The 18,463-nt window shown below is 46.7% G+C and carries 16 protein-coding genes; all 16 read left to right on the forward strand.

Going from position 1 to position 18,463, the window contains the following annotated elements:
• The first annotated feature begins 16 nt into the window (after positions 1 to 16).
• The 16 genes from B156_RS0121495 to B156_RS0121580 all read left to right on the forward strand — a co-directional run bounded on the left by B156_RS0121495 (position 17) and on the right by B156_RS0121580 (position 18,392).
• Positions 17 to 553 carry an ExbD/TolR family protein gene (locus B156_RS0121495; protein ID WP_018621850.1) on the forward strand — a complete coding sequence of 179 codons (537 nt, stop codon included), beginning with the start codon at positions 17 to 19 and terminating at the stop codon, positions 551 to 553.
• Between the two features lie 4 nt (positions 554 to 557).
• Positions 558 to 1,382: an energy transducer TonB gene (locus B156_RS0121500; RefSeq protein WP_018621851.1), complete on the forward strand. Its 825-nt coding sequence runs from the start codon at positions 558 to 560 to the stop codon at positions 1,380 to 1,382.
• Between the two features lie 219 nt (positions 1,383 to 1,601).
• The gene (locus B156_RS0121510) at positions 1,602 to 2,531 is read left to right on the forward strand and encodes a PstS family phosphate ABC transporter substrate-binding protein (protein WP_018621852.1); all 930 of its coding nucleotides are present in this window, start codon (positions 1,602 to 1,604) and stop codon (positions 2,529 to 2,531) included.
• Positions 2,532 to 2,619: 88 nt separating this feature from the next.
• Entirely contained in the window at positions 2,620 to 4,380 is a 1,761-nt protein-coding gene (locus tag B156_RS0121515) for a tetratricopeptide repeat protein (RefSeq protein WP_040586175.1), read from the forward strand.
• A 171-nt stretch (positions 4,381 to 4,551) separates the two neighbouring features.
• On the forward strand, positions 4,552 to 5,166 hold the full coding sequence (locus B156_RS0121520; protein WP_018621854.1) for an adenylate kinase: 615 nt from the start codon (positions 4,552 to 4,554) through the stop codon (positions 5,164 to 5,166).
• 8 nt (positions 5,167 to 5,174) lie between these two features.
• Positions 5,175 to 6,182: a GTPase ObgE gene (gene obgE, locus B156_RS0121525; RefSeq protein WP_018621855.1), complete on the forward strand. Its 1,008-nt coding sequence runs from the start codon at positions 5,175 to 5,177 to the stop codon at positions 6,180 to 6,182.
• A gap of 50 nt (positions 6,183 to 6,232) precedes the next feature.
• Positions 6,233 to 9,208 carry a sialate O-acetylesterase gene (locus B156_RS0121530; protein ID WP_018621856.1) on the forward strand — a complete coding sequence of 992 codons (2,976 nt, stop codon included), beginning with the start codon at positions 6,233 to 6,235 and terminating at the stop codon, positions 9,206 to 9,208.
• A 173-nt stretch (positions 9,209 to 9,381) separates the two neighbouring features.
• Entirely contained in the window at positions 9,382 to 11,562 is a 2,181-nt protein-coding gene (locus B156_RS0121535; protein WP_018621857.1) for a T9SS type A sorting domain-containing protein, read from the forward strand.
• 205 nt (positions 11,563 to 11,767) lie between these two features.
• Entirely contained in the window at positions 11,768 to 12,139 is a 372-nt protein-coding gene (locus tag B156_RS0121540; protein ID WP_018621858.1) for an NADH-quinone oxidoreductase subunit A, read from the forward strand.
• A gap of 64 nt (positions 12,140 to 12,203) precedes the next feature.
• The gene (locus B156_RS0121545; protein ID WP_018621859.1) at positions 12,204 to 12,749 is read left to right on the forward strand and encodes an NADH-quinone oxidoreductase subunit B; all 546 of its coding nucleotides are present in this window, start codon (positions 12,204 to 12,206) and stop codon (positions 12,747 to 12,749) included.
• A 410-nt stretch (positions 12,750 to 13,159) separates the two neighbouring features.
• Entirely contained in the window at positions 13,160 to 13,660 is a 501-nt protein-coding gene (locus B156_RS0121555; protein ID WP_018621861.1) for an NADH-quinone oxidoreductase subunit C, read from the forward strand.
• Positions 13,661 to 13,749: 89 nt separating this feature from the next.
• Entirely contained in the window at positions 13,750 to 14,982 is a 1,233-nt protein-coding gene (gene nuoD / locus B156_RS0121560) for an NADH dehydrogenase (quinone) subunit D (protein WP_018621862.1), read from the forward strand.
• Positions 14,983 to 14,997: 15 nt separating this feature from the next.
• Complete coding sequence (locus B156_RS0121565) at positions 14,998 to 15,501, forward strand: NADH-quinone oxidoreductase subunit NuoE family protein (protein ID WP_018621863.1); 504 nt, start codon at positions 14,998 to 15,000, stop codon at positions 15,499 to 15,501.
• A gap of 8 nt (positions 15,502 to 15,509) precedes the next feature.
• Positions 15,510 to 16,850, forward strand: coding sequence for an NADH-quinone oxidoreductase subunit NuoF (gene nuoF, locus B156_RS0121570; RefSeq protein WP_018621864.1), 1,341 nt, complete (start codon positions 15,510 to 15,512; stop codon positions 16,848 to 16,850).
• A 24-nt stretch (positions 16,851 to 16,874) separates the two neighbouring features.
• The gene (locus B156_RS0121575; protein WP_018621865.1) at positions 16,875 to 17,306 is read left to right on the forward strand and encodes a DUF29 family protein; all 432 of its coding nucleotides are present in this window, start codon (positions 16,875 to 16,877) and stop codon (positions 17,304 to 17,306) included.
• Positions 17,307 to 18,392 (forward strand): NADH-quinone oxidoreductase subunit G, encoded by a 1,086-nt coding sequence (locus tag B156_RS0121580; RefSeq protein WP_018621866.1) that lies wholly within the window; start codon positions 17,307 to 17,309, stop codon positions 18,390 to 18,392. It abuts the gene before it with no gap.
• Positions 18,393 to 18,463: the final 71 nt, after the last annotated feature.

The raw sequence follows: 18,463 nt of genomic DNA on the forward strand, positions 1-18,463 counted from the left end.
AATCTGTTAAGAAACTATGGCAGAAATTAACACTGGTGGTGGTGGTGGTAAACATGACGGTGGTAAGGTAAGATCGAAGAAAGCGTCGACACGGGTAGATATGACACCCATGGTTGACTTAGGATTTCTCTTGATTACCTTCTTCATTCTGGCCACTACCCTGAGCAAACCATCTTCGATGACGCTCAATGTACCGGATAAAACATTGAAAGAAGAAACGGAGCCTATTAAGGCATCCAACGTGATGACGGTCTTTTTGGGAAAAGATAACAAGGCTTACTATATTTTTGGTAAAGCTGCTAACGAAGAGCCTGAGTTAAAGACCGTTGGGTATGGCTATGAGTTTCGTCAGGCACTTCAGGAAAACGTCAAGAAAGTAGGCAGTGACAAATTCGTTGTAGTTATCAAGCCCACGAAAGAGTCGACCTACAAAAACATGGTTGATGTGCTGGATGAGATGGCCATTACGAAGCTGAAGCGTTACGCGCTCGTTGATGAATTGACCGACGCTGAGAAAACCCTTCTCAAAGACAAAGCAAAATTAAACATCTAACACCATGGCAGAATTAAACTCCCAGGCAACACTCGATGATATCGTGTTTGCCCACCGGAACAAAGCGTATGGTGCGTATGATCTGCGAAAATCGTATCCCAAAGCTGTAACTCGTGCTTTAATTATTGGGGGCATCCTGTTTACGCTTGGTGTACTTACGCCGTCCATCTTAACCGCTTTGACACCGGAAGAGAAGCAAGTATCAATGACCGAGGTGGATTTGATGAAAATTCCACCACCACCCATTGATCCGAACGAGCCACCGCCACCACCGCCACCGCCGGTGGAGGTGCCAAAGGTTAATACCGTGAAATTTCTGCCACCGGAGGTAAAACCGGATGAGGAAGTACCGGAGGAAACCCCCCCGCCAGCGGTAGAAGAACTGAAAGAAGCCGTTGCAGCCGAAAAAACGGTGATAGGTGATCCAAACGCTGAAGAGGTAATTGCGGCACCGGAAGCAACAGCTGCTCCAACGAAAGTAGAGGTTGCGGTTGAAGCGGCTCCGAAAGAAGAGCAAATCTTTACGGTTGTTGAACAGCAACCCGAATTTAGTGGTGGTATGGCCGCGCTAGGTCAATATCTGCAAAAGAACCTCCGCTACCCGGCAGCTGCTCAGCGGGCCAACATTTCAGGACGTGTATTCGTAAGCTTTGTAGTTAATACGGATGGTAGTATACAAGACGTGCAAGTACTGAAAGGGCTTGGTTTTGGTACCGACGAAGAAGCAAAACGCGTTGTGCAGGCTATGCCAAAATGGCGTCCTGGTAAACAGTCGGGCCGTCCGGTTCGGGTTAAGTTTAACCTGCCCATTAATTTCACGCTGGAATAATTCGTATGCGCGGACAAAATAATGGTTCAACGCGGCTACTGTTGGTTATTGCAACATTGGCCGCGTTGGCATATCTGGGAGGAGGCATCGCACTGATTGTCTCCTCTCAGTCTTTTGGGATGTTACCTAAAACCGGTCCTTTTCGCTATGGATTGGGGCTGTTGCTAATTGTGTACGGAGCTTTCAGGGCGTATCGGGCCTATCAACGTTTTCAACAAAATGACTAATTGTACCTGCTATCTTGTTGGATTAGCTGCTTTGATGATGGGTTGTACAGGCAAACCATCGCTCGATAACCCATCGCAGGGTACCATTACTGTTGCGGCTGATGAGTCCTTTCAGCCGTTGGTAATGCAGCTTACATCTGCCTATGAGGGCATTTATCCAAATACTCATTTTAACATCGTTTATAAACCGGAGCAGCAGGCAATCAATATGATGCTTAGGGATAGCGCACGAATGGTAATCGTAACCCGCACCCTAACTCCAAATGAGCGCGCTCTCTTGGATCAAAAGAAAATAAAAGGGGCAACGGAAAAAATTGCAACAGATGGCGTAGCTCTCATTATAAATAAAGCGAATACGGATAGCCTGATAACAATGAAGGAATTGGGCAGTGTTTTCACTGGTGAGACAAAAACATGGGATCAGCTAAAAGGCGGGAATCAAACAGTACCCATAACGTTGGTATTCGACAATAACAATTCCAGTAATCTGGAGTTTATGTTGAATACCTTGGCGGTAAAAGATATCAGTAAACTGCGCATTTTTACAACGCGGTCGAATAAAGAAGTGATTGATTACGTGCGCGAAAATCCCTCGGCACTTGGCTTTATCGGCGTTAACTGGATTAGTGATAGTGATGAACCCCTCTCCGTCGAACTAGCGCGTGATTTGCGCGTAATGGGCGTATCGGATAAGGAAAAGCCAACCAGACGGGACGACTATTTTCAGCCGTTTCAGGAAGACTTGGGAATGCAACGTTACCCACTACGACGCCCCGTGTATATATTGAGTCGGGAAACGCATCCGGGTTTAGGTGGTGGACTTATAAATTATATTACCAGAGATGCTGGTTCCTTAATTATTCGTAAATTGGGGCTTTGGCCAAGAATGCCATACGATAGGATTATAAACTTAACAAAGTGAGTAAGTTTTTTTGGTTTAACGACAATTTTTTAGTTTTGTTAACTGTTTAATCAGCACTAACCTTAATTTAATTTCCAACTTGAATTACATGAAGACCAACCGGAAGCAATCGCTATTAACTATCTTGTTCGTCGGGGCGACCATGACGACTCCCTTGGTAGCGCAGGACCTTGCAATGGCCCTGAAAGATGTGGAGGCTGAACGATATACAAAGGCAGAGCAAACACTGACGCAATTAGCCACTAGTTCACCATCTGCAGATAACCAATTTTATTTAGGCTATTACTACTTGAAGAGCGGTCAGCCGGATAAAGCAAAGGCCGCCTTTGAAAAAGGAGCGGCAGCCGACCCTAAAGATCAACTTAACAATGTTGGTCTGGCCGGAGTGGCCTTGATGAAAAAAGATCGTAGTACAGCTAAGACGCTTATTGATGAAGCCGTTGCCAAAACGAAAAGTAAAAATCAGGACGTCCTGATTCGGGCGGCTGAAATGTACACGCTGTCAGAAGAAACAAACGACCCGGCAGAAGCTATCCGACTGTTGACGATAGCTGATGAAAAGGACAAGAAAAATGAAAACCCAGAAATCGAGATGACTATGGGAGATGCCTTTTTTCTGAAAAATGACGGCGGTAACGCTATCACTAAGTACGAAAATGCAATGGCTATCAAGCCTAATCTGGCAGAGGCAAACTACAAAATTGGTCGTTTGTACCTGCGTGGTAAAAACTATACAAAAGCTCAGGAGTATTTCAATAAGGCGATTGAGACCGATCCGCAGTTTTCACCAACCTATCTGGCTTTAGCTGATGCATTAGCCAACTCGCGCGCTTACAAAGGTGCTTCTACGAATTATGAGAAGTACGTACAAACGAGCGGTACAACTGACCCAGAGCAATTGCTGGATATTGCCCGGTACAAATTTCTGGCCCAGGATTATGAAGGGGCAATTACTTATCTGGATCAATTGAAAGGGAAAGTAAACAATCCGATCATTGATCGTATGTATGGCTGGGCTAACACCGCTTTGGGGAAAAACCAGGAAGCAGTTCAATCACTGAGTAAGTTTATCTCAGAAGCTCCTCAGAAAGTGATCTATGATGACTACAAATACCTGGGTCGCGCTTATGGAAAGTTGGGAACCCCTGAAGGCGACTCACTGAGCATCGTAAACCTGGAGAAAGCGGCTCCTCTTGATACGACTGACAACCTATATCGTGAGATTGCCAAGACATATTACGATAGCAAAAAGTATGATAAGGCGGCTGATTATTACGCTAAGACGATCAAAAATGATAAGAAACCCCTGAACAATGATTACCTTTTTAAGGGGCTTGCCAATTATCAGCAAGGTTTCCGGGTAGGACGCGACACCACGGCAGCTCCAATGGACACTGCCCAGGTTCGTCAGGGACGGGAGTTGTATTTCCTGCGGGCTGATTCAGCTTTTGCCGAGATGGCGCAGCAAGTCGAGAAAACAGCTGGCGAAACGTACCCATTGGCTTATTACTACCGGGCTCAGTCAAATTACTATGCCTACCCATCGGCCATATCGCTGGCATACGGAACAGCCGTTCCATTATATGAAAAATTCATAGAGATGGCTAACGCAGAGACTGATGCGGCCAAAAAACAGAGTTATTTAAAGAATCTGATTACATCATATAAATTCTTAGCTTCGTATAACCTAGCAAAGAAAAATGATGAAAAGGCTAAGGAATATTTCAACAAAATTCTTGAATTAGATCCGAACGACGCGGATGTTAAAAAGGCTCTGGAAGGTCCGACAACCACTCCGTCAAAACCAGCGGCCAAAGCCCCCGCGAAAAAGAAAACCGCCGGTAAGTAACCGAAATTTTTGACTGTCGACATAAAAGCGTAGGTATCAAACCTACGCTTTTATGTTGTTGAGGTTGGTGAGACAAAGGACGATCTTACCTAGAAGCTATTATTTTCCTGAGGGTATTGTACCTTTGCAGGCGCAATTTTTGAATAAAACGCCCTCTCTACTGAAAGCCGTATGCTGAATCTTGTACTGTTTGGCCCGCCGGGTGCGGGAAAAGGCACCCAAAGCGAAAAACTAATTCAACAATACAAGCTGGTTCATTTGTCGACCGGCGACTTATTACGATCACAAATTGCAGCGGGTACTGAACTGGGTTTGAGAGCAAAACAGTTAATGGATCATGGCTTACTGGTACCGGATGAGGTAGTGATTGGCATGATTGAAAATAAATTAGAGGAAAATCAGGCTACTACTGAAACGGCATCAACCGATAGCCCGACGGTAGGAGGCTTTATTTTTGACGGTTTCCCGCGTACCGTGCCTCAGGCAGAAGCACTTGACAACCTGCTAAAACAGCATCAAACAAAAATACAGGTCATGATCGCGCTTGTAGTGGATAGTGAAGAACTTACCCGGCGATTGCTGATACGTGGACAAACATCGGGTCGGCCCGATGATCAGAATGAAAACCTTATTCGTCGACGGGTTAAGGAATACAATGATAAAACAGCTCCTGTTGCCGATTACTATAACCGGCAGGGCAAGTACGTCGCCATTGATGGTATTGGAAGTATTGAAACTATTTTTCAGCTAATATGCCAGAAAATTGACGAGTCGGAAGGGAGGTAGAAAAACATATGGCTTCATCGAATTTTATTGATTACGTAAAAATAAATTGTCGGTCGGGAGCAGGAGGTGCTGGCTCGGTTCACTTTCGTCGCGAAAAACACACCCCAAAAGGTGGCCCTGACGGGGGCGATGGTGGTCGTGGAGGTCATATTATTCTTCGCGGTAACGCTCAACTCTGGACGCTGCTGCATTTAAAATACCGCAAACATGTTAAAGCGGGTAACGGAGTAGCGGGGGAAGGAGGCCGACGGAGTGGGGCTCAGGGAGAAGATGTTATACTCGACGTGCCATTGGGTACTATTGCCCGAGACCCGGAATCAAGCGAAAAACTAGTAGAAATTACGGAAGATGGCCAGGAGATTATTCTATTTCCCGGTGGGCGGGGAGGACTGGGTAACGACCATTTTAAATCGGCAACCCAGCAGGCACCTTATCATGCACAACCTGGAGAAGCTGGAAAGGAGGAGTGGGTAATACTGGAGCTTAAGTTACTGGCCGATGTGGGCCTGGTTGGTTTTCCCAACGCTGGTAAATCCACATTGCTATCGGTCTTGTCGGCGGCACGACCTGAAATTGCCGACTATCCGTTTACAACCCTTGTGCCTAATTTAGGGGTCGTAGCCTACAGAGACTACAAATCATTCGTTATAGCAGATATTCCGGGCATTATTGAAGGAGCCTCACAGGGCAAGGGTTTAGGGATACGGTTTTTACGCCACATTGAGCGAAATTCAATCCTTCTCTTTCTCATTCCGGCTACATCGGACGATATACAGCAGGAATACAATACGTTACTACACGAATTGCGTGAGTTCAACCCCGAACTGATGGACAAGACCCGCCTGTTGGGAATAACCAAAATGGATCTGATTGATGCCGTCAGAATGAAGGAAATTAAAGCAACTATACCAAAAAAAGTGCCTGTCGTTTTCCTCTCGGCGGTTAGTCAGCAGGGGTTAAATGAGTTAAAAGATGTTATCTGGCAAAATCTGACCACGATTGAGTCAGTAGAATAATACATCATATTAGTCTATTGTTGGTTCCGCTGGTTGAGTATTGAATTATTATGAATTACAATTTACGGGTTTATAGTACGGCTTTCCTTGTACTTATCACTTTCTGGGCAAAAGCGCAAATCCAGGTTACATTTCCAACTACCAGAGCCATTATCCAGCGAGATAATAACAATCAGGCTACGCTCCGAATAACTGGCTATTACACTACTGCGATTACCCGTGTCGAAGCTCGCCTGCTTGTTCGCGATGGTATTGGAACCGCCACGGATTGGTCCCCTATTCAGACTAACCCAACAGGCGGGGTATATGCGGGTGACTTACCAGCAAAGGGGGGGTGGTACAACCTCGAAGTCAGAGCCATAAATGGTAGTCAGCAGGTTGGTAGTACAACCACTGTTGAGCGCGTTGGTATCGGCGAAGTTTTCGTTATTGCCGGGCAATCCAACGCCCAGGGAATCCATCAGAGCGCCCCCAATCCACTGAATGATTTGGTTAACTGCGTAAACAGTAATTATGGAAACGGCTTTCCCAATGATCCGCCAAAACCGGTTTTCACTCAACTGGATAACACGCCGGGGTTTACCATTGCGCCACGGGGGTTGGGAAGTTGGAGCTGGGGCCAGTTAGGCGATATCCTGGTTAAACGGCTGAGAGTGCCTGTCATGTTTTTCAATGCGGCTTTTGCCGGTACGGCGGTCAGGAACTGGCGTGAAAGTGCGCCAGAAGGCGGTACCGCCTATGGCATATACACTGGAGAAGCGTACGGTCCCCGACAACCCTATATTAATTTAAAATTATCGCTCCAGTTCTATGCCAATATGCTGGGTGTTCGGGCTGTACTTTGGCATCAGGGAGAAGCGGATAATCTGATCAATACGCCAACGCAGGATTATGTGAACGATCTGAATTTTGTTATTAATCAGACCCGGCAGGATTATAACCAGTCATTGTCCTGGGTTGTAGCAAGGGCCAGTTATGGCGATAATAATGGCGGTACCGATGCCGCCATTATCGCAGCACAAAACCAGGTTATTAGTTCTACTGCCAACGTTTTTGCCGGTCCAAGCACGGATGGCATTCAGGTACCCCGAAAACGTCCTCCTCTCAATGAAGTTGAAGGTTTGCACTTTGACTTTAATGGACTCGTTGAAGTAGCAAATGCCTGGAATTCCAGCCTAAATGATGCATTTTTTCAGCGTTCAACACCTATCGCCCCAGCGCCAACGCCGACTGTTTCCATTGAATGTGCCGGTGGTAACACCATAAAAGTAAGCGTTGCCGGTAATTATCCGACGGTGCTGTGGGACTCAGGAGAATCCGGAAGTACAATTACAAAAGGGCCAGGGGTTTATCAGGCAAAAATTAAGGATGCAAAGGGCAATACGTTCTTTTCCAGCCAAATAAGTGTAAATGCGCCACCAACAATTGACATAGTTGGTAATCGTCCGCCATCAGTTTGCCTTGGAAGCAGTTTGGGACTTACAACAAATTATGATAACAATGTAACCTGGGTAAATCAACAGACTAATGCTATCGTAGCTAACACCAGGCAATTTAATGCTACCACAGCAGGAAGCTACTTCGTCCGTTATAGGGATGTGAGTGGTTGTGATTTTACGTCAACTGTCGTTACACTTGCCGTTAATCCACTTCCTCAAACGCCGGTTGTTACGAATACGAAACCAGTAACTTTCTGTCAGGGTGACAATACAATATTGCAGGTCAGTAATGATAATGTACAATACAACTGGGCTGGTGGTCAAACAGGTAAGGTCATAAATCCGACTACTTCGGGTGCTTATTTTCTTACCGTTACGGACCAGAATGGCTGTACATCAGCGCAGTCGAATACGGTGATAGTAACGGCTAATCCAGTGCCGGTAAAACCTGTTATCACAACAAGTGGCTCTGCCGTGTTCTGTGCTGATCGCACCGTTACATTAACGGCTCCACAAAATGCAGCTTACATGTGGACCAGTGGTCAGACCAGTCAATCCATTACGCTGAATCAATCGGGTAATTTTGCCGTGCGTACCACCAATCAATTTGGTTGCACATCAGTACAATCAGATGTGGTTACCATACAGGCAAATCCATTACCACAGATACCCATCGTATCGGCCACGGGGGCAACCACTTTTTGCGAAGGAAATAGTGTTACCTTGAATGCTAGCAGTCCTGTGGGGGTTGTCTGGTCCAGCGGTCAGACCGAGAAGTCGATTAGCGTCAACAGATCCGGTAACTACAGCGCACAAGCCCGCGACCAGAATGGCTGTATATCGGCCTACTCGCCTGTTGTGGCAGTTAGAGTCAATCCCTTACCCGCAACACCTACCATCCTGGCTGATCCCTCAACGGTTATCTGCGAAGGGGACAAGGTGACACTGCGGGTAGAAGGACCTTTTTCTGTATCCTGGAGTACGGGTGAATCAACACCCCAAATCACGACAGACAAAGCAGGAACCTATTCTGCCAGGGTACAGGATGCAAGTGGCTGTGTATCGGCGCAGGCAGGGACAGCATCAGTGGAGTTAAAGCCACTTCCTCCATCACCAACGATAAACGTTGTTGGCACCTATACGCTCCAGGCTATTACGTTAACGAATGGTACTCAGTTTCGCTGGTCTGTCGACAACACGTTGTTAGGTTTCGATACAAGCACTATTAAAGCGAGTAAGACCGGATCTTATACGGCCCGCTCCTCTATTGTTTATTCCTCTGCACTAACCTGCTTTTCACTGCCATCTACGCCACTGCTGTTTACCGTAGACCCTAACAACAAAGGATTAAGTGTATACCCTAATCCAAATCCAGACAAAATCCTGACGCTGGAGACAGAGCAAAATCTGACCAATGCATCCATAACGATATACAGCCTGACCGGGCAAGTGCTGCTGACTACAACCGTCCCTTTGTTTGACGACCGTAAGGTTCTCTCACTCACAGGTATGCCACCAGGGCAATACATAATACGGGTGCAGGCAACTAATTTTGATGTTGCCAAACGAATTAGTCTCGGCTTGTAATATAAACCGCAGATAGACCGTTTAATCATATATACCAGCCTAAAATTTGCATTTTACCGCGACAATCGCACGTATTGGAATACTTCAATTATGGATCGATAGCGGCCTAGTTTTTGCGATTACTATCATTTGATGGTAACCAAGTGGTATATAGATATTGATAAAGATAAAAAATGCGCAACCGCTACATTCTATTGAATCTGTGCCTGCTAAGTCCGATCTTCTTTACGAAGAGTGGATTTGCTCAGAGTAACGAACCCATAATTAAAATAACCTATCCTGAAAGCCGGGCTATCTTTCAGCGTGAGAATGATAACACGAGTACAATTTATCTGTCAGGAAGCGTTTATCAGCCGGTAGACAGTGTTCAGGCACGCGTACAGGCCGAAGAAACGGGCCAGGGTTTGAATACAAACTGGGTTACTGTTCAACGGAATCCACAGGGAGGAATATTTCAGGGATCAATACGCGCAAAAGGAGGCTGGTATCGACTGGAGGTGCAGGCGTTTGCCGGTGGTAAAGTTGTTAGTGCCGACGTGGTTCGGAAAGTTGGAATCGGCGAGGTCTTTATCATAACGGGGCAGTCTAACGCGCAGGGCTTTCAGAACTACGGAGCCGTAGGGGCAGTTGATGACCGGGTTAACTGTGTGTCGTATGATAACAGTACAGCCAACTCACTCGCTGATCCACCCGCCCCCAGTTTTCAGCAACTCACCGCTACATCGCTCATTGGCCCCCGTGGGCAGAGTGCCTGGTGTTGGGGCGTATTGGGTGATTTACTCGTGAAGCAGTATGGCGTACCCGTACTGTTCATCAACACCGCCTGGGCAGGGACTACCATCAAGAACTGGCATGACAGTGCTGATGGTATTACAGCAAAGAACATCTTTGCCATTGGGACCCCAGACGAAAATTTTCCCGCTGGAATGCCTTATGCTAACCTGGTCATCGCCCTGCGCTATTACTGCTCATTGCAGGGATTAAGAGCTGTTCTTTGGCAACAAGGCGAAACGGATAACATTCCGTTACACTCTACCCGGCAAGCTTATGCGAATGACATGCAGTATATTGTCAATAAAACGCGGTCTGATACGGAGCGCTATCCTGCCTGGGTACTGGCAAGATCCTCGTACAACCTTGGGCAAGTAAGTCAGGACATTATTCAGGCACAGAATGACGTAATCAACACCTATAATAACAACGTTTTTGCCGGCCCCTTTACGGATAACATTCAGATTCCTCGTTTTGATGAGGTGCATTTCGGCAACAGAGCGACGAACAATCCGGGAGATAAGGGATTGAATGATCTGGCCCAGGCCTGGCTGACAAGCTTGAATGCTGTTTTTTTTGCTAGTTCCCGCCCGTTGCCACCTCTTCCACAGCCGGTCGTTACAGTGGCATGTGGAACTACCAATAATAGTTTGACCCTTACATTGCCTACTTTGTACAACTCATACCGATGGAACTCCGGTCAGGCCACCAGAAGCATTGTTGTTAACAAACCCGGCGTGTACAGGGCAATTCTGAAGGATAGAATAGGGAATACCTATCTTTCTCCCGCTCTTGACGTGCAAAATCCTATTCAGCCACTTACCCCAACTATCTCCTTAGCCAGTAACCCCGGCAAAGTGGTCGATAATCAGCAGCAAGTCTGTGCTGATTCCAACTTGTCAATCATTGCTAATACGTCCATGAACAGTACCGGGGTTTGGAGCCTGAGTACAACGAACGTTATAAGCAGAACAATTACATTGAATAAGACCGGTACTTACTCCTTGCAGGCAGTTAACGTGTACGGATGTAAGTCTCCTCAGCCAGCTACTATAAGCCTAACGGTTCGTCCTAAAGTGCCGACACCGAGCATTGCGCAAATTGGTGCTTATACCCTACAGGCCGTCTTGCCAGCACCAACTGGTGGCCAGCCCGATTTATTCGATTGGCAACGGGCAGGGGAGATGATTCCACAGAATAGTGCAGTAGTAAAGGTGGTTGTCTCGGCTAATTATTTGGTACGGGCAAAAACTACGTTTTCGCTGGCGAATAGCAACAATCTGACTTGCTATTCGGATTATAGCACCCCTCAGGCATTCATATTTGATCGCTCAAACGGGGGATTGAGTATCTACCCAAATCCGTCCGTAGATGGAGTCGTTACAATAGAAACATTGGAGGATTTGGCGAACGCTGGTGTGGAGGTATTCTCGCTGAGTGGGCAGCCCTTGTTCTCGAGCAACGTTCCGCTAATGAATGAGCGTAAATCAATCGATTTGTCTGGATTGGCGCAGGGTGTTTATCTGGTTCGCGTACGTTCGGCAGGATTTGATGTTTCGAAACGCATTATTATCAACCGGTAGAATTTTATCATATTTTGTTGTCAGAAGCCTTTTCGCCAGAAAGGGCTTCTGACTTTTTAGACAGTCTAAACTAGAGCTGAGAAGTTGATAAAACGCGGTGGTTATCGTACTTTTGACCTGTTTTGTGCGCTGTATAAGCAGGTTGCCTACGCTATATAGAAAAACTACTTTGTGCGTACCTTTGCACTTTATTGCCAACTAAACTATGAACGCGACTTATCTCCCGGCAGATTATATTCCTGTATTGATTCAACTAGGTCTGGCGCTTGGTTTTATCATTACCACTATGGTCGTTACCCACTCTATCGGCCCCAAGCGGAATAGCCAAAAAAAGGACGACCCATTCGAGTGTGGTATTCCGGTTCAGGGCGATGCCCGTACGCCTATCTCCATTAAGTATTTTCTGATTGCCATCCTGTTCGTACTATTCGATGTTGAGGTGATTTTTCTATACCCCTGGGCGGTAAATTTCAAAGGCTTGGGTATGACCGGTTTTATTGAAATGGTTCTATTTATGGGGCTACTTCTGGCTGGGTTTTATTACATTATTCGTAAGGGGGTTTTGAACTGGGAATAGGCCGGTCTAATGAATTTTAGATCCCGTTTATTGGTTATTATGGTAACCCGTTATAACGTTTCTTATGCAAACAGATATTAAACTGGCCGAAGCCCCTGCGAGTTACGATGGTCCTGGTTTCTCGGCTACATCATTTGATAAAATAATAGGTCTGGCCCGCGCCAACTCGCTTTGGCCATTACCTTTTGCGACCTCCTGCTGCGGTATTGAATTCATGTCGACTATGGCTTCGCACTACGATTTAGCTCGTTTTGGATCTGAACGGCCAAGTTTTTCGCCCCGTCAGGCCGATATGTTGCTCGTGGCTGGCACTATAGCCAAAAAAATGGGACCCATCGTAAAACAGGTTTATTTGCAAATGGCTGAGCCCCGCTGGGTTATAGCCATTGGTGCCTGTGCCTCGAGTGGTGGCATTTTCGATACCTACAGCGTATTGCAGGGGATTGACCGGATTATCCCCGTCGATGTGTATGTTCCCGGTTGCCCACCTCGTCCTGAACAGATTCTGGATGGAGTAATGCAAGTGCAGGAATTAGCCAGGAATGAATCACTACGTCGGCGCAATACGGAAGAATATACAAAACTGCTGAACTCGTATAATATCCAGTAAACCCGCGTGACATGGACGAGCTGATGATGCTTCGGAAAGTCATCAGCGAGGGATTGTTTTCGGATGCTCTCCATGTCGTTGATAAGGTGGACGAAATGGCGTAGGAAGATGACACCAGCAAGTTTTCAGTTTTATAGAAATTCTGCTAATTCATTTGATAAAACAGGGTGCTGAACTCGAACATGCTGTTTATCAGGCAAAGAGATTGAATGAGCGCCAAAGGTCGGGCGGAAATTATATACCTTGACGAGTTGAGGGAGATGTCATACAAATCGTTTCCAACGGCTTTAATACAAGCTTAGGCGGCAGTATTTGGTGGTGGATTCTCTGTCGAAGAGGGGCTGGCTAAAATTGATAAAAACATTGTCATTGCCGATGCTATGCGGCTCATTGAACATTAATCAAGTATAATGCTGACAAACGAAGAGGTTGCGAAGGCGATAATCACCCAGTTTGGCGAAAACGTCAGTGATTTTGACGACCCGTATGACTTGCTCACGTTCGCTACCAGCAGGGAGCAAATCATTCCCGTATTTACCTACTTGAAAGGTCATTCAACTTTTCAGTTTGGCTTTCTAACGGACATAACGGCCGTTCACTACCCTGATTCTGTGGGCAAAGAGTTTTGCGTTGTGTACCACGTTCATAGCCTGACGAACAATTTCAGACTACGCATTAAAGTCTATTTGACGGCCGACGATGTCCACATTCCAACCTTAACGCCCTTGTTTGCCAGTGCGAACTGGATGGAGCGCGAAACTTTCGACCTTTTCGGGATTATCTTCGATGGGCATCCTGATCTGCGTCGGATTTTGAACATGGAAGAAATGGATTATTACCCCATGCGAAAAGAGTACCCGCTGGAGGATGGTACCCGTGAAGACAAAATAGACGCGTTATTTGGACGATAAATAATGGTGAAGGAGTGAAAGGTGAGCCAGAGCGATAATTAAGATACGGTTTACCACTTATTCACTCATTCACGCTTTCGCTTTTACCTATGGTTTCTGAAGAACTCGATATTACAAAGAATAATCTTCCTGCCGAACAGGGACCGATTCAGTACGTTAATGAACTAACGACGCTTAACCTCGGACCTACACACCCCGCTACGCACGGTATTTTTCAGAACATCCTGCAAATGGATGGCGAAAAAATCGTATCGGGCGAACAAACGATTGGCTATATCCATCGGGCATTCGAGAAAATTGCGGAGCGTCGGCCATTTTACCAAATTACGACCCTTACCGACCGGATGAACTACTGTTCATCGCCCATAAACAACATGGGCTGGCATATGACGGTAGAGAAGTTGTTGGGTATTGACATTCCCAAACGGGCACAGTACATCCGGGTCATTATGATGGAACTGGCCCGGCTTTCCGACCACCTTATCTGCAATGGTATTCTGGGTGTTGACACAGGGGCCTTTACGGGTTTCCTGTATATATACCAGGAGCGGGAAAATATCTACGAAATATACGAAGAGGTTTGTGGGGCACGGTTGACTACAAATATGGGTCGAATCGGGGGGATGGAGCGTGATTTGTCACCTACTGCCATTCGGAAAATTAAAGAGTTGCTGGTTCGTTTTCCCAAAGTGCTTCGTGAATTTGAGAATCTCTTTAACCGCAACCGGATTTTTATGGATCGGGTTGTCAATGTAGGAGCCATTTCTGCAGAGCGGGCGTTGAGCTACGGTTTTACCGGTCCTAATCTTCGGGCAGCAGGGGTGGATTATGATGTACGGGTAATGAATCCTTATTCATCTTATCAGGACTTTGAGTTCGATATTCCGGTTGGAAAAAGCGGAGATACGTACGACCGGTTTATGGTCAGAAACGAGGAAATGTGGCAGAGCCTGCGCATTATACAACAGGCGATGGATAACCTTCCCGAAGGACCTTTCTACGCCGATGCTCCTCAATATTACCTGCCGCCAAAACAGGAAGTGTACAAAAATATGGAAGCCCTTATTTATCACTTCAAGATAGTAATGGGTGAAATAGATGCACCGGTTGGTGAAGTTTATCATGCTGTTGAGGGTGGAAATGGTGAATTAGGGTTCTACTTAATCAGTGATGGTGGCCGTGCTCCTTACCGACTGCACTTCCGTAGGCCGTGCTTCATTTATTACCAGGCTTATCCCGAAATGTGCAAAGGGCTAACCTTGTCTGATGCCATTGTAATTATGAGTAGCATGAACGTCATCGCGGGTGAACTGGATGCGTAAACCCGCCAATAAACTATGACAACTGAATTAAATAACCCCGCCGTAACTTTCACCGCTGACCGACTAACCAGAGCAAAAGAAATTATTGACTGGTATCCGGTAGGCAAACAGAAATCGGCTTTACTGCCACTCCTCCATCTTTTACAGGAACAGGAAGGCTGGACTAGCCCGGAGGGAATGGATTACGTAGCCCGGATGCTCGATATCCAGCCAATTGAAGTGTATGAAGTAGCTTCATTCTATACGATGTACCACCTCAAGCCGGTGGGAAAACACGTTATTGAGTACTGTAGAACCGGACCCTGTTGCCTGATGGGTGGAGAGGAAGTGTACGCCCATATGAAACAAAGACTTGGTGTTGATACCGGTCAAACGACTGTAGATGGCCAGTTTACACTCAAAGAAGTGGAATGTCTGGCGGCCTGTGGTATGGGACCGGTGTTTCAGATTCGGGAAAAATATTACATGCACCTGACCAATGAGAAGGTGGACGAAATCATTGACGAACTGTCGAAATAATTTCATACATGGCTACTAAGATTTTAACTCAATATATTGACGTTCCGGGTATTGAAACCTTCGATGTTTACCGAAAACAGGGAGGCTACACGGCCGTAGAAAAAGCCATCAAGACAATGACTCCCGAAGCCATTGTTGAGGAGGTTAAAAAAGCAGGCGTTCGGGGTAGGGGTGGTGCCGGATTCCCGATGGGTATGAAGTGGAGTTTTCTGGCCAAACCGGAGGGCGTTCCCCGTTACCTCGTCTGCAACGCCGATGAGTCAGAACCAGGTACCTTCAAAGACCATTACCTGATGAAGAATCTTCCCCACCTGCTTATTGAGGGGATGATAATTTCATCATTTGCACTGGGTGCCAACAAATCATTTATTTACGTTCGGGGAGAGCTGATGTATGTCATTCGTATCCTCGAAAAAGCCATTGCCGAAGCGAAAGCGAAAGGGTTTTTAGGTAAGAATATTCTGGGTTCTGGTTACGACCTTGAGTTAATCGTTCAACCCGGTGGTGGTGCCTACATCTGCGGTGAAGAAACTGCGCTCCTCGAATCACTGGAAGGCAAACGTGGAAACCCCCGGAACAAGCCGCCATTTCCGGCTGTAAAAGGATTGTACCAGTGCCCAACAGTTGTCAACAATGTGGAGTCTATCGCCACAACCACGTGGATTGTCCATAACGGAGGAGATGCTTATGCTGCCATTGGTATTGGACGCAGCACAGGCACGAAGCTTATTTCGGCGTCGGGCCACATCAACAAACCAGGTGTGTATGAGATTGATCTCGGAGTTCCGGTGGAAGATTTCATTTATGCTGATGAATGGTGCGGAGGAATCCGACCCGGTCATAAGTTTAAAGCGTTGGTAGCTGGTGGCTCGTCGGTCCCGATTCTACCGGCTAATCTGGCTCTCACCCTGGAAAATGGTGATAAACGTCTGATGACTTACGAGTCACTGTCGGAAGGGGGCTTTAAAACCGGTACCATGCTGGGGTCAGGTGGGTTCATTGTATTTGACGAGACATCCTGCATCGTTCGTAATACCTGGAATTTTTCCCGGTTCTACCATCATGAATCTTGCGGTCAGTGTAGTCCGTGTCGTGAAGGAACGGGTTGGATGGAGAAAGTACTGCATCGGATTGAATACGGACACGGCCATCAGCAGGACATTGATTTACTGGTCGATGTAGCTTCTAAGATAGAGGGGAATACTATTTGCCCCCTGGGTGATGCGGCTGCCTGGCCGGTAGCTAGTGCTATCCGGCATTTCCGTGAGGAATTTCAATGGCATATCGACAACCCAACGGAAGCAACGCAACCGGGTGCCGTTTACCGGGGCGAAATGGCGTTGGTATAAGCTGAATTTTAAGGATGCTGAATCATGGACGAACTACTTGAACTCAAGCAGTACATCGAAACCGAACGCTACGATGATGCCTTGTTGCTCATCAGTGAAATGGAGGAAATGGCAAAAGAGGATAAACTCAATAAGATCGGTAGTTTCATTGTCATTCTTCTAATTCACCTGATCAAGCAAGCCGCCGAAAAGCATACTACGCGGTCGTGGGATACCTCTATTCGTGCTTCATTGTTTGAAATTGAAAAAACGAATAAGCGAAAAAAGTCCGGTGGTTATTATGCCGGTCCGGAAGAGTTTAGTGAAATGATAGACCAAAGTTATTCTATTGCCCTACGTAGGGCATCGGATGAAGCCTTTGAAGGAAGTTTTACTGAGCATGAACTCGAAGCTAAATTTGACCCTAACGAGCTTAAGGCTGCTGCTCTCGAAAAACTTATAGCTACCAAAAATTAAATGGAAGATACAAAGCCGCAATTATTAAAAGTCACTATTGACGGAATTGACGTTGAGGTAGAGCCAGGAACGACAATTTTACAGGCAGCCCGTAAGATTGGCCCCGCCGTAGCTCCTCCGGCTATGTGTTACTACGAGCCGTTGAAGGGTAGCGGTGGAAAATGCCGGGCCTGCCTGGTTCGGGTAGCGGCCGGATCAGCTAAAGATCCGCGCCCAATGCCCAAACTGGTGGCATCCTGCCTGACAGCGGTGCAGGATGGAATGATTGTCGAGAATGAAACAAATCCACAGGTAATTGAAGCCCGTAATGGGATTGTTGAGTTTCTGCTGCTGAATCACCCGCTCGACTGTCCCGTTTGTGACCAGGCGGGTGAGTGCGACTTGCAGAACTTCGCTTTCGACCACGGAAAAGCAACGACCCGATACGAAGAAGACCGCCGTACGTTCGAAAAGCAGGACATCGGTCCGTATATTCAACTGCACATGACTCGCTGTATTCTGTGCTACCGTTGTGTGTACACCGCCGATCAGATTACCAACAAGCGGGTACATGGTGTGCTGGGCCGGGGTGATGCCTCCGAAATAGGAACGTACATCGAGAAGGCAATTGATAATGATTTCTCGGGCAATGTGATTGACGTGTGCCCCGTTGGTGCATTGACGGATAAAACCTATCGTTTTAAAAACCGGGTGTGGTTTACCAAGCCTGTTGATGCACATCGTAACTGCCCAACGTGTTCGGGTAAGGTAACACTCTGGTACCGTGGCGAGGAAGTTATTCGGGTAACAGCCCGCAAAAATGAATGGAATGAGGTAACCGAATTTATCTGTAACACCTGCCGGTTTGATACCAAGAAAACCAGCGACTGGAGCATTGAAGGCCCAACGAAGATTTCGCGTAGTTCAGTTATTTCAGCAAACAAGTACCGCGCTGATACTATCAAGCCAAGTTTTGGTCAACGTTTGGCGGCTGCTGAGTACAAAGAAGTTCCTGACGAACGGGATACATCACAACTGGGAATTAAGCCTTTGCCACCCGAACGTTTCGCAAAAACATTGCCATCGGCTATGGCACCCGAACCGTGAGTAGTTACAAAGAGTAGTAGTAGATAAGGCCTTAAAGGTTATTGACCACAAACCGCGATTAGTCTTGACAG

Source organism: Spirosoma luteum DSM 19990 (assembly GCF_000374065.1).
Taxonomy (GTDB): Bacteria; Bacteroidota; Bacteroidia; order Cytophagales; family Spirosomataceae; genus Spirosoma; species Spirosoma luteum.

What these genes read in the sequence shown, in the direction of transcription:
- B156_RS0121515 (WP_040586175.1), top strand. Translation starts at nt 2,620, where the DNA reads ATGAAGACCAACCGGAAGCAATCGCTATTAACTATCTTGTTCGTCGGG.
- B156_RS0121520 (WP_018621854.1), top strand. Translation starts at nt 4,552, where the DNA reads ATGCTGAATCTTGTACTGTTTGGCCCGCCGGGTGCGGGAAAAGGCACC.
- B156_RS0121555 (WP_018621861.1), top strand. Translation starts at nt 13,160, where the DNA reads ATGCTGACAAACGAAGAGGTTGCGAAGGCGATAATCACCCAGTTTGGC.
- B156_RS0121495 (WP_018621850.1), top strand. Translation starts at nt 17, where the DNA reads ATGGCAGAAATTAACACTGGTGGTGGTGGTGGTAAACATGACGGTGGT.
- B156_RS0121565 (WP_018621863.1), top strand. Translation starts at nt 14,998, where the DNA reads ATGACAACTGAATTAAATAACCCCGCCGTAACTTTCACCGCTGACCGA.
- B156_RS0121540 (WP_018621858.1), top strand. Translation starts at nt 11,768, where the DNA reads ATGAACGCGACTTATCTCCCGGCAGATTATATTCCTGTATTGATTCAA.
- B156_RS0121530 (WP_018621856.1), top strand. Translation starts at nt 6,233, where the DNA reads ATGAATTACAATTTACGGGTTTATAGTACGGCTTTCCTTGTACTTATC.
- nuoD (WP_018621862.1), top strand. Translation starts at nt 13,750, where the DNA reads ATGGTTTCTGAAGAACTCGATATTACAAAGAATAATCTTCCTGCCGAA.
- B156_RS0121500 (WP_018621851.1), top strand. Translation starts at nt 558, where the DNA reads ATGGCAGAATTAAACTCCCAGGCAACACTCGATGATATCGTGTTTGCC.
- B156_RS0121535 (WP_018621857.1), top strand. Translation starts at nt 9,382, where the DNA reads ATGCGCAACCGCTACATTCTATTGAATCTGTGCCTGCTAAGTCCGATC.
- nuoF (WP_018621864.1), top strand. Translation starts at nt 15,510, where the DNA reads ATGGCTACTAAGATTTTAACTCAATATATTGACGTTCCGGGTATTGAA.
- B156_RS0121580 (WP_018621866.1), top strand. Translation starts at nt 17,307, where the DNA reads ATGGAAGATACAAAGCCGCAATTATTAAAAGTCACTATTGACGGAATT.
- B156_RS0121510 (WP_018621852.1), top strand. Translation starts at nt 1,602, where the DNA reads ATGACTAATTGTACCTGCTATCTTGTTGGATTAGCTGCTTTGATGATG.
- B156_RS0121545 (WP_018621859.1), top strand. Translation starts at nt 12,204, where the DNA reads ATGCAAACAGATATTAAACTGGCCGAAGCCCCTGCGAGTTACGATGGT.
- B156_RS0121575 (WP_018621865.1), top strand. Translation starts at nt 16,875, where the DNA reads ATGGACGAACTACTTGAACTCAAGCAGTACATCGAAACCGAACGCTAC.
- obgE (WP_018621855.1), top strand. Translation starts at nt 5,175, where the DNA reads ATGGCTTCATCGAATTTTATTGATTACGTAAAAATAAATTGTCGGTCG.